The organism is Rhodococcoides fascians A44A (assembly GCF_000760735.1).
Taxonomy (GTDB): domain Bacteria; phylum Actinomycetota; class Actinomycetes; order Mycobacteriales; family Mycobacteriaceae; genus Rhodococcoides; species Rhodococcoides fascians_E.
This window is the reverse complement of sequence record NZ_JMEX01000008.1, coordinates 2,268,844-2,283,067: the sequence shown is the minus strand read 5'-3', so window position 1 is coordinate 2,283,067 and position 14,224 is coordinate 2,268,844. Positions and strand designations below refer to the sequence as shown.

13 protein-coding genes are annotated in these 14,224 nt (G+C 64.6%); 9 read left to right on the top strand and 4 right to left on the bottom strand.

Annotated elements, in window-relative coordinates; genetic code table 11:
* The first annotated feature begins 20 nt into the window (after positions 1–20).
* Positions 21–1,391 carry an APC family permease gene (locus tag BH95_RS23060; RefSeq protein ID WP_244165100.1) on the top strand — a complete coding sequence of 457 codons (1,371 nt, stop codon included), beginning with the start codon at positions 21–23 and terminating at the stop codon, positions 1,389–1,391.
* Here the strand turns inward: BH95_RS23060 and BH95_RS23055 are convergent.
* The 3 genes from BH95_RS23055 to BH95_RS23045 all read right to left on the bottom strand — a co-directional run bounded on the left by BH95_RS23055 (position 1,388) and on the right by BH95_RS23045 (position 4,060).
* Positions 1,388–2,449 (bottom strand): ABC transporter substrate-binding protein, encoded by a 1,062-nt coding sequence (locus BH95_RS23055; RefSeq protein ID WP_037184332.1) that lies wholly within the window; start codon positions 2,447–2,449, stop codon positions 1,388–1,390. The genes BH95_RS23060 and BH95_RS23055 overlap by 4 nt on opposite strands.
* A 90-nt stretch (positions 2,450–2,539) precedes the next feature.
* Entirely contained in the window at positions 2,540–2,872 is a 333-nt protein-coding gene (locus BH95_RS23050; RefSeq protein ID WP_037158677.1) for a hypothetical protein, read from the bottom strand.
* Positions 2,873–2,917: 45 nt separating this feature from the next.
* Positions 2,918–4,060 (bottom strand): PucR family transcriptional regulator, encoded by a 1,143-nt coding sequence (locus tag BH95_RS23045; RefSeq protein WP_157773129.1) that lies wholly within the window; start codon positions 4,058–4,060, stop codon positions 2,918–2,920.
* Positions 4,061–4,183: 123 nt separating this feature from the next.
* On the opposite strand from BH95_RS23045, the gene BH95_RS23040 reads away from it, so the two are divergent.
* The 6 genes from BH95_RS23040 (at position 4,184) to BH95_RS23020 (ending at position 9,073) form a co-directional block, all read left to right on the top strand.
* On the top strand, positions 4,184–5,239 hold the full coding sequence (locus BH95_RS23040; RefSeq protein ID WP_208601196.1) for an NAD-dependent epimerase/dehydratase family protein: 1,056 nt from the start codon (positions 4,184–4,186) through the stop codon (positions 5,237–5,239).
* Positions 5,239–5,982 (top strand): DUF4286 family protein, encoded by a 744-nt coding sequence (locus BH95_RS27885; protein ID WP_052060135.1) that lies wholly within the window; start codon positions 5,239–5,241, stop codon positions 5,980–5,982. The genes BH95_RS23040 and BH95_RS27885 overlap by 1 nt, the downstream gene beginning before the upstream one ends.
* Positions 5,983–5,986: 4 nt before the next feature.
* Positions 5,987–6,874, top strand: a complete 888-nt coding sequence (locus tag BH95_RS23030; protein WP_037184327.1) for a fumarylacetoacetate hydrolase family protein — start codon at positions 5,987–5,989, stop codon at positions 6,872–6,874.
* Positions 6,875–6,954: 80 nt separating this feature from the next.
* The gene (locus BH95_RS23025; RefSeq protein ID WP_052060134.1) at positions 6,955–8,196 is read left to right on the top strand and encodes an MFS transporter; all 1,242 of its coding nucleotides are present in this window, start codon (positions 6,955–6,957) and stop codon (positions 8,194–8,196) included.
* A 42-nt stretch (positions 8,197–8,238) separates the two neighbouring features.
* Entirely contained in the window at positions 8,239–8,574 is a 336-nt protein-coding gene (locus BH95_RS28395) for a WhiB family transcriptional regulator (protein ID WP_347876825.1), read from the top strand.
* A 31-nt stretch (positions 8,575–8,605) separates the two neighbouring features.
* Positions 8,606–9,073 (top strand): NUDIX domain-containing protein, encoded by a 468-nt coding sequence (locus BH95_RS23020; RefSeq protein WP_037184324.1) that lies wholly within the window; start codon positions 8,606–8,608, stop codon positions 9,071–9,073.
* Positions 9,074–9,092: 19 nt separating this feature from the next.
* On the opposite strand, the gene BH95_RS23015 is transcribed toward BH95_RS23020, so the two are convergent.
* The gene (locus tag BH95_RS23015; RefSeq protein ID WP_037184321.1) at positions 9,093–10,427 is read right to left on the bottom strand and encodes an EAL domain-containing protein; all 1,335 of its coding nucleotides are present in this window, start codon (positions 10,425–10,427) and stop codon (positions 9,093–9,095) included.
* A 76-nt stretch (positions 10,428–10,503) separates the two neighbouring features.
* On the opposite strand from BH95_RS23015, the gene BH95_RS23010 reads away from it, so the two are divergent.
* Together BH95_RS23010 and BH95_RS23005 are read left to right on the top strand one after the other, a co-directional pair.
* The gene (locus BH95_RS23010; protein WP_037184318.1) at positions 10,504–11,874 is read left to right on the top strand and encodes a serine/threonine-protein kinase; all 1,371 of its coding nucleotides are present in this window, start codon (positions 10,504–10,506) and stop codon (positions 11,872–11,874) included.
* A gap of 279 nt (positions 11,875–12,153) precedes the next feature.
* Entirely contained in the window at positions 12,154–14,220 is a 2,067-nt protein-coding gene (locus tag BH95_RS23005; protein WP_371828339.1) for an MMPL family transporter, read from the top strand.
* Positions 14,221–14,224: the final 4 nt, after the last annotated feature.

Below are 14,224 nucleotides of genomic sequence, written 5' to 3'. Positions count from 1 at the left end.
ACCACATCACGGAGGTTCGCATGCGACCGAGACGGACCCACGACGAAGCGGTCGACGCGACGCACGATCGGCAGGACACCACACCTCTCGCCCGCGCGATCAGCGGAAAGATGCTGTTCGTCTTCATCCTCGGCGATGTGCTGGGAGCCGGCATCTACGCCCTCGTCGGCGAAATTGCGGGAGAAGTGGGCGGGGCCGTCTGGGTCCCACTCGTCGTCGCGCTGGTGATGGCGATGCTCACCGCCGCGTCCTATGCAGAACTGGTCACCAAATATCCCCGCGCCGGCGGCGCCGCTGTGTTCGCTCAGCGTGCCTACAAACTCCCGATCGTGTCGTTCATGGTCGGCTTCTGCATGCTGGCAGCCGGCGTGACCAGCGCAGCCGGGCTGGCACTCGCCTTCTCCGGTGACTACCTCCAGGTCTTCGTGGGCGTTCCCACCGTGCCGGCAGCACTGGCGTTCCTGGTCATCGTCGCCCTCCTCAACGCACGCGGCATCACCGAGTCTCTCCGCGCCAACCTCGTCATGACTGTCGTCGAAGTGTCCGGTCTGGTCCTGATCATCGCGCTCGCCGGGCTGGTACTCGGGCGCGGCGACGGCGACCCATCGCGCGTTCTCGAGTTCGACGGCACCACGACGCCTGCCCTGGCGGTGCTCGGCGCAGCGCTGCTGGCGTTCTACTCGTTCGTCGGATTCGAGACCTCCGCCAACATCGCCGAGGAAGTGAAGGACGTCCGTCGGGTCTATCCGCGGGCACTCTTCGGGGCACTCGCCGCAGCCGGAGCGGTGTACGCACTGGTCGGTCTCGCCGTCACCACCGTCGTACCGCCGGAGACCCTCGCCGAGTCGAGCGGGCCGCTCCTCGAAGTGGTCGACGCCGCCGACGCCGGCATTCCCGCGTGGTTCTTCAGCCTCATCGCACTCGTCGCCGTGGCGAACGGAGCGTTGCTGACCATGATCATGGCCTCACGGCTGACCTTCGGAATGGCTCGCGACGGCCTGCTCCCCTCCGTCCTCGCCAAGGTCCTTCCCCGACGCCGCACGCCATGGACGGCGATCATCGCCACCACCGTCGTCGCGATGGGACTCTGCCTCACGGGATCGGTGGCAGCCCTGGCGGAAACCGTCGTGCTGCTGTTGCTGTTCGTGTTCGTCAGCACCAACGTCGCCGTCCTCGTCCTGCGTCGCGACCACACCGGCGAGGACCACTTCCGCGCGCCGACTATCCTGCCGATCCTCGCGCTCGTGACCTGCGTGGTGCTGGCTACCCAGCAATCCGCCGAAACCTGGCTTCGTGCAGCACTACTCCTGGCCGTGGGCGTCCTGCTGTACGTCGTTCGCCGGTTCACCACCGACTCGACGACGAAGAACGCTCCCGCCGAGCGCGGCTAGGTCAGAACCGCCGACAGCTTGGGCACCAGCAGGTCGGCGAGCTCTTCGTGCGCGAGAGGGCCGACGGACCACGCTCGACCGAAGTGACCCGTGAAGTCCTGACGCTCACCGTTGTAGGTGACAGTGTTGTCGGCCGCCAGGTTCAGGACGACGGTCCGGCCCTCCTGCACGCTGGGGAGCCGCTGAAGCAGCGGGCTCGCGTACCAGGCGTCGAACTCCGCCTGGTCGGCAGCCTGGTTGGAGATGACCAGAACATCGCCGGTCAACGAGTCCAGCAGCTCGTCGCCCAGTTCTCCGTCCTGCGGCAGCACTGCGGCGTTGGTGTTCTCCGCGAATCCGAAGGAGGACAGCAGCGCCTCGGGCTCACTGTCGACGGTGTTCATGAAGCCGGTGCCACTTCCGCCTCCCCAGTACACGAGGTAGTCGACGGTCTTGCCCTCGAACTCGGGGTGCTCGGCGCGGATGTTCTCGAAGGTGGTGCTGTACTCGCCGATGAACTGCTCAGCGCGGTCGGACAGGTCCAGAGCTTCGCCCAGAAGACGAAGCCTGTCTTCCCACAGCGGCGCCTCGATGCCGGCCGGTGCGCCGACGACAGGCGCGATGTCGGCCAACTGCTCGGTGTCCACAGGGTCCGCCGCCAGGGTGTCGACGACGAGGTCAGGTGTGGTGTTGGCTACCTGTTCCGCCGGATACGCAGTGTCGCCGATGGGCCAGACCGTCTCGATCTCGCCGGGGATCTTCTCCACCGCCCACGGATAGAAGTCGACCTGCTCATCGGTGCCCACCGGCGTAACACCCAGTGCAGCAAAGAGGTCCGCGTCCCAGGAACTCGCCATCACCACGCGCTCGGGACGCTCCTCGATCACCGCTGGACCGGTTGCCGTGTCCAGCGTGAGCGGATATTCGGTCTTGCCCTCGGCGGCCGGCAGCAGGGAGTCCGCAGCCGCAGCGGATTCCGTCGAGCCGCTGTTCCCGGAGCACCCCGCAAGAGCGATCACGGCAATCGACGCAACCGCGACACCACGAAGGGCAGCAGACGTCCTGGTGGAAATGTTCATCGTGGGGGATCCTCTGGACTCGACGAGCGCCACAGCGGCACCCGAGAGGGAGGTTAGACTAACCTTCCCTTCGTGTCCAGATTGTCGGAGTCAGACCTCGGGTGGCTCGTACTGGCCGTACAGCCCACGGCGCTCACCACGAAGGAACGCCTGATGCTCGGCGTCGGCGCGTGACCGAAGATCTGCGCGGTGCCGCTCCTCGAGCTCACGTCGAGCCTGGCGCTGAACCGCACTGTCCTGAATCAACCACAGCGCAACAGCCAGAATTGCAACCGCACCGAACAACACCCAGAATCGCAGTACGAGACCCAAGGCCATGACCGCCACCAGCAGCGCAGTGACCACCAGCCTGACGTCGCCCGCGCTCCATCGCCACCCGCCCGCGCCGTAGCGCGAACCGCCGTCGAAGGTTCCGCTGGCCATATCACCCACGGTACCGGCGCAGACCGGCGAGCACCGCCCGATCCGTTACCTCGATGCGAGATACAGCTCCACCAGATCGGTGAAAACAAGAGGATTGCGCCCGGTCAGCTCGTGAATCTTTCGGGCTCGCAGCGCAACTGTGTTCACGTGTACGTACAGCTCCTTCGCAGCTCTGGATTGGGACATGTTGCACGTCGCCAACGCCGCGACGGTGTCCATCAGATGATCCAGACCTGCAATCGCCCCCACGCGGGAGTCGACGAAGCGCTCGCGCACAGCGGCGTCGTTACCGATCAACACATCGAGCAACACATCGCTGTAGCGCAACACGGAGTCGCCGATGTGATTGCGAGCCGCGACGTTCTGTACAGCCAGTGCCTGAACGTAGGAGCGGTGACCGGCACGCAGCGTCTGCACTTCGTCTCCGATGAAGATCCCCGCGCAGTCCCCACTCGACCTCAGCAACGAAGAGAGGCATGCGTCGATTGTCGTCAGCGATGCACTCGTCACGACCGGAATGAACACAGTGACGCTACCGTCCCCCTCCCAACAGATGACCGGCTCGATTCCCGCCGCGGCCAGATCGGTGATGACCCGACGTCGAAGGCGTTGACTGAGAAGCGGATCCGACCTCTTGGACAAGGCAAAGATGGCGCTGATGTGAGGAAGGTTCTGATCGACACCGAGGACTCCGGCCCAACGTTCGGCGTCCGCGGGTTCGAGTTCCCAACCGTTGGTGAGCGCTGTCGACAACTCGTTCTCGGCTCGACGACTGACAGCCGCAATTGCAGACGATGCCTCGCGATACGCGTCGATCATCGCGTTGGTGAGGGCGTCGAAACAGGACAATGCCAATTCGGTCGCACCGGCCCCTGAGCCACCTCGGTGAGCATGAAGGACATGCAGCAACATGACCCTTTCGGTGGATCGAAACGCCTGAATGACCGACTCGAGCGGAACACCCTGCTGCGCGCGTTGCTCTCCCAGCTCACGAGCGTGCTCGAGTTGGTCGGTGCCGAGCGGACTTTCCCGATCGACGCATTCCAGCACCACGACGACGTTCATCCGCACGAAATGAGTGAGCTCACCTCGGTCGAACACCTCGCTCGTGTACCCGCGGTATGTGTTCCAGATCAGAGCCACAGCCTCGTCCACCAGACCCTCGATGAGCTGCTCGTTCAAAGCCACAACACCACCATACTGTGGGATTCCCACAGTCCTCTAGCCATACGACTAGGGAATCGCCTGGTTTTGCGCCGCGTCGATGTGTAACAACATGTATGTCGTACGTCACAACGAAAGGAAAACTCAGTGAGCATCGTGCACGACACACCGCGACCTCGGACGACTTACGACGGCGTCGACGCCATCGAGAACGCGCTTGCCGAACCAACGCAGGGCCTGATCGACGCGATGCCATCGATCACGGGTGACATTGCCGTCCTGGGAGTCGGCGGCAAGGTCGGACCCAGCGTCGCGGTGATGGCCAAGAGGGCGGCGGAAGCGGCAGGCGTCGACAAGAAGATCTACGGTGTCGCGCGCTTCAGCGACCCACACAGCCGCGCATTCCTGGAACAGAACGGGGTCGAATGCGTGGCCGCTGATCTCACCGATGACGACCAACTCGCGGCGCTGCCGTCCGCGTCGAACGTCATCTTCATGGCCGGCAACAAGTTCGGAACCACCGGCAACGAGTCCTTCACCTGGGCCATGAATTCCTACCTTCCAGGACGGGTAGCGAACAGGTTCCGCGACAGCCGCATCGTCGCGTTCTCGACGCTCGTCGCATACCCCCTGGCCGACGTCGCCACCGGCGGTTCACGTGAGATCGACCCTGTGGGCCCGATCGGGGAGTACGCAGCGTCATGCGTCGGGCGCGAACGAGTCTTCGAGCATCACTCGCTGAAGTTCGGCACACCACTGCTGATCTTTCGGCTGGGTTACTCGATCGAGACTCGCTACGGCGTCCTGCAGGAGATCGCGCAAGCAGTGCAGGACGGCATCGAAATTCCGTTGGAGATGGGCCACGCAAGCGTCATCTGGCAGCGAGACGTTGCTGATTACGCCATCCGATCCCTCACCTTGGCCACCTCGCCACCGCGTCGTCTCAACATCACAGGACCCGAGATCGTGTCGATCAGATGGCTCGCTCACAAATTCGGCCGGATCCTGGGCAAAGAACCCCGCTTCACGGGCACCGAAACCGGCACCTCGTACGTGATGGACGGTTCTTCCGCCCAGTCGGAGTTCGGCTTCCCGTCGACGACACTGTCCACCATGATCGACTCCGTCGCGGCGTGGGTGGCGGCCGAAGGCGAGACGCTCGGCAAGCCCACGAAGTTCCAACAGCGTCAGGGCAAGTTCTGATGACGACGTTCGCCCGCACCAACAGCCAGAACCGACCGGACACCGAGGTGAGAGAGGGTTCCTTGATGAACGTCATCGCAGTCGATCGCGAGGACGTAACCGAGTTCGACGACTGGTACTCGAGAGAACACTTCCCCGAACGTCTGGCGGTAGGCGGCTTTCGAAACGCACGTCGATTCGTCGAACATCCGGATCGCGGGGCGGACCGCGTCGAGTACTTCTCGATCTACGAGACGGACTCGACCGACACACTCACCAGCGACGAGTACCTCGCCGCACTCGACTCGCCCACTCCCCGTACGACCACGAGCGTCGGCCTGTTCCGCGAAAACGAGCGCACGGTGGGAAGTCTGATCCTTCGAGCAGGAACGGGCCGGACCGGCACCATCGCTCTTGCACGGATCACCTCTCACCGCGAGCACCTCGACGCCTTGATCGAGCACCTGTCCAAGGTCGCCCACGCAGTGATCGCCGACGGAAGCGCGGAGGGTGTTGCCTTGTACGAGTCCGACGACCGTGCCACATCGGCGAAGAACAACACTGCCGAGGGTCGGACGGCCGGGCTGACCGGTTCGGCCGAGGACGGCCCGGGTTCGCTGTTTCTCGTAGTGGATCTACACGGTTCCGTGAATCCACCACGGACGCAGAGCCTCTGCACCGCAGTCGAACAGATCGGTGCTTCTGTTCGCTGGTCGATGTACCGGCTGGTGTCCGACCAGACCTCCCACGCAGAACAGGACTGAAAAGATGCGAATCGCTAATCACGATGGCCGGCTGACGATGCTGACCCGACACGGCGCAATCGATGTCGCCCGCGCGAGCGACGGTCTGTTCGACCATCGCATCGAGGCAATCTACGACCGGTGGGACGAATTCGTCGACTGGAGTCGAACGTGCGAATCCGATGCTCCTGGTCACCGAGAGCACTCGATCGCGACGGTCGGGCCGATCAGCCCGCGACCTCGGCAGATCTTCGGCATAGGGCTCAACTACGTCGATCATGCACGCGAAGCCGGTTCACCCTTGCCCGAGGTTCCGTTGATCTTCACCAAGTTCCCGTCCTCCATCGCCGGGCCCGACGCAGTCGTCGAACTCTCCGGCCCGAGTGTCGACTGGGAGGTCGAGCTCGTCGTCGTCATCGGACGAGAAGCTTCGAACGTATCCGGGAGCGACGCCTGGAGTCACGTCGCAGGGCTCACTGTTGGACAGGACGTGTCGGATCGAGACGTTCAGCTGCAGGGTAAGACAGCACAATTCAGCTTCGGGAAATCGTTTGCCAATTTCGCGCCGATCGGCCCGGCACTCGTGACACCCGACGAATTCGACGACCCGAACGAACTGACCCTGAAGTGCTGGATCGGCGACGAACTGATGCAGGACGGCACCTCCTCGGATCTGGTGTTCTCGGTCGCCGAGCTGATCGAATACATCTCCGCGAAGGTGACACTCTTTCCAGGGGACCTGATCTTCACCGGAACCCCCGCGGGCGTCGGGTTGGGCCGGACCCCGCAGAGGTACCTGGCGGACGGAGACATCATCACCAGCGAGATCAGCGGAATCGGAACGATGACGAACAAGGTCACTGCGCCGCAACGAGCGACATCCCGCCCCGCCGTGGACGTAGGTGCATTGTGAGTGCCCCGGACGCCTCTAGAGTTTCATCCGCCTCCAAGCAGCTGAACGCCGAGAACGCGTACTCACCCAGGGAACGCAAGGTGGTGCTGACTTTCGCTATCGTCGGCGCGCTGATCGAGAGCATGGAACTGAACCTGCTGAGTTATCCCCTCCGCGACCTGTCCGATTCGTTCGCCGTCTCGACGCAGGCAGTCGTCGGTGTCATCACGATGCAGTCGATCGCCTCGATCGCCGGCGGCTTCCTGTTCGGCTGGATCGCCGACCGATGGGGCCGGCGCCCGACGTATGTCGCGTTCACCTCGATCTACGGAGTACTCGCGGTGGTCGGCGCATTCCTGAACAGCTTCGAGGCGTTCACCGTCACCAGAGTTCTTGCCGGGGTTGCCATGGGAGGTGCCTTCGGCGTCATCTTCGCGATGTTCACCGAGACCTGGAAAACGAAGAACCGCGGCCTCATGGGAAGCGTTCTGCAGGGAATGTTCATCTGCGGCACATTGATCACGCAGGCAATCCTGTTCTCCACCATCACAACTCTCGGTTCGGACTCCGGCTGGCGCACCGGATTCGTCGTCATCGGCGCGATGAGTGTCGCGGTGGGACTCGTCGCCTTCAAGATGCTGCCTGAATCCAAGGTGTGGCGTGCAGCTCGAGACGGCACGTCGCAGCCCACCGTCGACGACGCCGCTCACGAACCCGTGAGCGCACAGGAGCGGAAGCGAACGATAGTCGGCGGCATCTTCCTCACCATCGCCACAACCGGAATTTTCGCGGCCAGCTACTGCTACATCACTTTCGGTCCGACCTACCTTCGCGAGTACGCCGGCTTGTCGCTCGGATGGGCGACCGTGGTTCTCACCGTCGGAACCGTCCTCGGCATAGCCTCGTACATCACCTTCGGCGCGGTGTCCGACGCGATCGGTCGACGCGGTTCCACCTTCTGGTCGTGCGCAGTCGGCGTCGTCGGCTTCGGCTTGTTTCTGTGGATCGGATCGGACACCGAGACGGCCGCTGGGTCAGGATCGATCGTATCGGCGGCAACGATCGCCCTGGCCGGCACCGCAATCGGATATGCCGGGTTCGGGGTGATCGGTACGTGGATCTCCGAGTTCTACCCCACCCGCTACCGCGCTTTCGGCTCCGGTGCGACGTACTACGTCGCCCGCGGAATCGGATCGGGGCTGTTCCCTCTGTTCGCACTGATGCTCGCAGACGGGAACATCCACAAGGCAATGGGATTCGGAGTCGCGGGTGCGCTTGTCGGGATGCTCGGATGCCTCCTGGTCCCGGAAACTCGCGGAAAGGTCATCACGACCACGGACTGACCAGCAGCCATCAGCAGCACGCGAGCCGTGGTGACCATCACGATGGTCACCACGGCCACCGTTCTTTTCGAGGAGCCAGCGATGATCCACACCAGACCATCCGTCGATCGGCACTGGCGCCGACACGCTCGATGCCGCGGGTTCGGCTACCTCTTCTTCGGCGTCGAACACGAGTCGCGAGCCGACCGAATCCGCCGGGAAAGCCAAGCGAAGCGCCTCTGCGACGGATGCCCGGTGATCGAGAGGTGTCGACGCTACGCTCTTGCACAGTCCGAGGCTCACGGGATTTGGGGTGGGACGACCGAAGTCGAACGCACGAGGCAGGCGGACTGTCGCACGCGAGGGCATCCCACATGTGCGTCTTCTCCGGCAGGATAGAGGAGTCGTTTCACCCGAGGAGAACAACACCATGGCCAAGCTGAGCGCTGGAATCATTCTGTACAGAACGGTGAACGGTGAGGTCGAAGTCCTCCTCGGTCACCCGGGAGGGCCGTTCTGGGCGAGGAAGGACGCCGGCGCCTGGTCGATCATCAAGGGTGAGTACGAGGACGACGAAGATCCCTGGGCCGCAGCTCAGCGCGAATTCCTCGAGGAAACCGGCTCACCGGTGCCGGCGGGCACGGACCCGATACAGCTCACACCCGTCAAGCAGCCCAGCGGAAAAATCGTGACAGCCTTCGGCGTCGAAGGTGACCTCGACGCCGCCGGCGCGCAAAGCAACACCTTCGAGATGGAATGGCCGAAGGGATCGGGAAACTTCAAGAGATTCCCTGAAATCGACAAGCACGAATGGTTCACCTCCGACGACGCCGAAGCCAAACTGCTCAAAGGTCACCGCCCGATTCTCACTGAGCTGCTGGGCTATTTGCCCAGCTGACACGGTATGTGCGGATTGCCTAGGAACCGATTCGCTGGAGCAGGGTGGTGGCGGCGTCGAGGACCACGTCTCGGGCGTGGGTGAGTCGGTAGTCGTACATGGTGGTGCCGCCAGGTCCTACGCCGATGCGCAGGGCGACGAGCGCGACGGTCAGCACGGGCGACACGACGACGATCGAATGTTCCTCGGCCAGTGGCTCGTTGGGTCCGACGGCTACTTCACGATAGCGATGGTGTGCATCGCTCGTGTCTGGACGAACCGATTCAGGATCGCGTGTGCCGAAGACGGCCGTCAAAGCGCTTTGTGCGGCAACGTCGTTCACGGCGGCAGCGTGAACGCGGCTGAGGGACAGCGATGATCCTGTCGTCACGAGAACGATCGTCGACGGCCCCGCCGTCATCGCACTGAGCAGCAGGCCCGATCCGAGTGCGCCGATCAGAGCTTCGTCCGCACGCCGCGGCCGCGTCGCCGCACTGACGACTCCGTACGGCGTCACGGCCGCCGGGGCGCGAACGGTGACGGCGACGTCGTGCGCCTCCGGGACCACCCGAGGTGCCCCACTGCCGAACGCCGGAAGCGGCGCGGGCGGACCGAACAGATAGCCCTGCCCCCAGCCTGCACCCATGTCCAGCGCCGTCCGCAGGTGCTCTTCCGTCTCGATGCCTTCCGCGACGATCCGCGCGCCGGTCCGATCCGCTTCCGCGGCCACCGCCGACACCACCGCCGCGGTGTGTGCGGTGGGCCTGCTCTGCACGAGCCCCATGTCGAGCTTGATCACGTCCGGTCGCAGGAACGGCAGCAACGCCAAGCTCGACGAGTCCGCGCCCACGTCGTCGACGGCGACGCGCCAGCCCAGGTGCCGCGCATGTTCGACGGCCCGGAGCAGACGAGCAGGATCACGGAGCAGGTTCCGCTCGGTGATCTCGATGACGATCGACAACCCGCGGGCCTGCGCCAGAACCGTCGACGACCGACGAGGCGGCGGAGTCTCGAGCGCGACGGGCTCGGCGTTCACGAACAACATCACGCCGTCGGGCAGGCCTGCATCGAGTGCACCGCGCAGGGCCGTCAACCGGCATCGCCAATCGAAGTCGACGAGCACGTCGTGCGATTCCGCTGCCATCAGCAAGTCGGGTGTCGTCGACCACGGACTACTGGGGCCGACGCGGGTGAGCGCCTCGAACCCGACGATGCCGTTGCCGTCGAGCTCGACGATCGGCTGATACACCGAACCGATGTCCACCGTGAGGGGTGACGCCGCAGCCGTCTCGTGGCGGTGGTTCAACTGCGCGCCTCCTCGTCCCAACACGACAATTCCACCCCACCCGGCCATCATCATGCCCTGCGCGGCCACCGGTCACCGCGTGCGGGCAGGACACACGACGATATGGTTCGACGTAATCGCACACTCGGATCGGACGGACACATCGATGGTTGGATCGGATCGGCACCGTCCACCGAACGAACAGTTCCTGTTCGCCGGCCGGTACAGGCTCGGCGAGGTCCTCGGCCGCGGCGGTATGGCCGAGGTCGTCACAGCCGTCGACGACGTGTTGGGCCGATCGGTGGCGGTGAAGATCTTCGCCCACGCAGGGCCGCACGACACGTCGGGACGTATCGACGCCGAGAAGCGCACGCTGGCCTCGCTCACCCACCCCAACCTCGTCGCGCTGTACGACGCGGGCGAAGCCGCAGACCCCGGCGGAGTCGTCGTGCCGTACCTGGTGATGGAACTCGTCGACGGCCCCACCCTGTCCGCATTCCGCGTCGGCCGCGCTTTACCGCCGCAGGTCGTAGCACGCATCGGAGCGGAGATGGCCTCCGCGCTGACCTACATCCACAGCCGCGGCGTCGTACACCGCGACATCAAGCCCGCCAACATCCTCATCGCCCGGCCCGACGGCCCGGACGACAACCAGTTCACCAAACTCACCGACTTCGGAATCGCCCGCATCGTCGACGGCATCCGCCTGACCGACCACGGCACCACCGTCGGAACCGGGCATTACATGAGCCCCGAACAGGCAACCGGCACCGCCGCCGGACCGGCGACCGACATCTACAGCCTGGGCCTGGTCCTCATCGAATGCCTCACCGGACGCATGGCGTTCGAAGGCAGCGCCGTCGCCGCCGCGATCGCACGCTTGCACCGCGACCCGGTGGTTCCCGACGACGTCGGACCGGAGTGGGCAGCATTGCTCACCGCCATGACGGCGCGCGATCCCCAGAATCGTCCCGACGCCGCCCAAATCAGATCGCGACTGCAGGACCTCATCCGCACCGGGCCCGCAGCTGGCGCCACCGCCGCACTGGACCCGCAGTTCCTGACGGCCTCGTTGACCACCGACCAGATGGCGGTCCAGCCGGTGACCACCCGACGACGCAAGCTCTGGATTCCGATCGCTGCCGCCGTGACCGCCCTCGCCGTCGCCGTTGCCGTCGGATGGTCGAGCTTCGGTAGCGACGACACCCCTGTCCCCGACGCCGTGCAGACATCCCCTGTGACATCCCCTGCGACTCCCACCGAGCCGACGCCGCCCCCGACCACCGTTCCTCCGGAACTGCCGATCACCACGCCACCGGCCGCAGTGATACCCGCACCCGCTCCCCAACCTCAGGCGCCCGTCGTTCCTCCCGCGCAGAACGGCAACGGTAACGGCAACAACGGAAATGGGAACGGGAACAGCAACTCCGGAAACGGAAACTCGGGCAACGGCAACAACGGGAATTCCGGCAACGGCAACGGCAACGGCAACGGCAACAGTAACGGCAACGGCAACGCTGGAAACGGCAGGAACTGACCGATTCCTCGTCGCATGACGGGGGTCGACCGACCCGAAGACTTGGATACCCCCCGGGGTACTTGCATACCCCCCTAGGTATGTGTCACAGTGAGCACCGGCAGAGCATGTCGCCCCAACCCTCGCGGCTCACCCACCCGAGAGACAAGTGGGCCCATGTGTATACCCCCACCCGTATCAGGAGAAATCATGGCCGAGTTCGACACCGCGCCGGCGCCCAGCCGCGTCGCCCCTGATCGAGCCCGCACCCTCGGTGCGCTCGGTCGCCTCGGAAGTGTCATGGTTGCACGCCGCCGATGGGTGTTCGGGATCTGGCTCATCGCGCTCGTCGCACTGGGTTCTGCAGCGCCGTCCGTCTTTTCGTCGCTCGCAGGTGCCGGTTGGCAGGCCAACGGGTCCGAGTCGGTTCAGGTCCGCGAACTCGCCCAGCACCATTTCGGCGGAAACTCCTCCGCCGCGGTCCAGGTCGTCGTTCACTCCGACACCGCAGCCATCGATGACCCCGCGGTGCAGCAGACACTCACCGACGTTGCGGCTGTGTTCGACGGCGACACCCGCTTCGGCGACGTCATCGCCCCACAGCCGGGGATGACCATCAGCCCCGACGGGCACACCGCGATACTCATCGCCGGCGCCAACGCAAGCACCGACGATATGGTGAAAGCCGTCGACGACGTCAAAATGCAGCTCACTGCACTGTCCGGGGACGGTATCGAGGTCTACCCCACCGGATCCTCGGCGCTCTGGTCGGACTTCAACAAAGCCAACCACGATGCGATGATTCAAGCCGAATTGTTCTCGTGGCCGGTCACATTGGCGATCATGGTGCTCGCCTTCGGCTCGCTCGTCGCCGCAGGTTTGCCACTGCTGCTCACCGTCGCCGGTCTCGTCGCCTCCGCAGGCGGATTGGTGCTCCTCAACGAGGTGACGCCCATTTCGGTGTGGGCGATGAACTTCGCGATGATGTTCGCCCTCGCACTCGGTATCGACTACGCCCTGTTCATCGTCGCCCGTTTCCGCGACGCTCTACGTGCGGGCGATCCACGCGCCGCGGTCGCCGAGACCATGGACACCGCAGGCAAAGCAGTGGTCCTCTCCGGACTGACCGTGCTGGTCAGCCTCTCGGCAGTGTTGCTCGTTCCCGCGCCGGCCGTCCGCACCATGGCCGTGGGAATCATGCTCGCCGTCGGCTTCGTCCTGGTCGCGACCATGACACTGCTGCCCGCCACACTGGGCGCGCTCGGCACCAAGGTCAACTCCGCCTCGTTGCCGTTTGCCAAGCGTCAACACCATCGCTCCCCGAAATTCGCTGCATGGGGCGAACTGCTCCACAAACACCCCTGGCCCTTCGCACTCGTCTCCGTCGGCATCCTTGTTGCCCTCGCACTGCCGGTGCTGGGACTGAAGGTCGCGATGCCGTCGATCGCTGTCGTCCCCGAAGACGCACCGGTCAGGCAAGGGTACGAACTGGTGCAAGCGCAGTTCGGCAACGGCGCACCCGGTGCACTGCAGATCGTCGTCCCGACCACCGACGCAGCCACGACGGCGACCACAGCGAGCGAGGTGGACGGGATCTCGATGGTCACTCCACCTCAGCTCGCAGCGGACGACTCCGATTACGCACTACTCCAAGCTCTTCCCGACGTGGACCCCTCCGACGCTGCCATGGGCACGATCCTCGGCGACCTCCGCGCACAGCTGCCGGACTCCGCGCTCGTCGGCGGCGCACCGGCGGAGAACCTGGACCTACAACAGGCCCTGAACACCTACCTCCCGCTCGTCATCGGGATCATCCTCGTGCTCGGCTTCCTCCTGCTGCTCGTTGCTTTGCAGGCACCACTGATCGCGATCCTCGGCACCGGAGTCAGCCTTCTCTCGACCGCTGCGGCATTCGGCGTCGCGAAGTCGATATTCCAGGACGGGCACGGCGCGTCGCTACTCGGTTTCACGCCGCAGGGCTTTCTCGACGGCTGGGGACCTGTGTTCTTCTTCGCGATGATCTTCGCCATCGCCATGGACTACACCGTGTTCCTGCTCGCTACCGCCAAGGAGCATTACGAACGTTCCGGCGACCCGAAGAAGGCCCAGGTCGACGGTCTCGCTCACTCCGGACGTGTCATATTCGCCGCCGCCGCGGTCATGGTCGCAGTATTCTTCACCTTCGCGCTCTCCGATCCACTCCCACCGAAGGAGATGGGCATCATCCTCGGGGTCGCGGTTCTGCTGGACGCGTTCTTGATCAGGCTGATCCTGCTCCCGGTCCTGTTGCGGCTGAGCGGCCACGCCGCCTGGTGGTCACCCTCGTGGCTCCGCAGGGTCCTGCCGTCGATCCATTTCTCGCACTGAACAC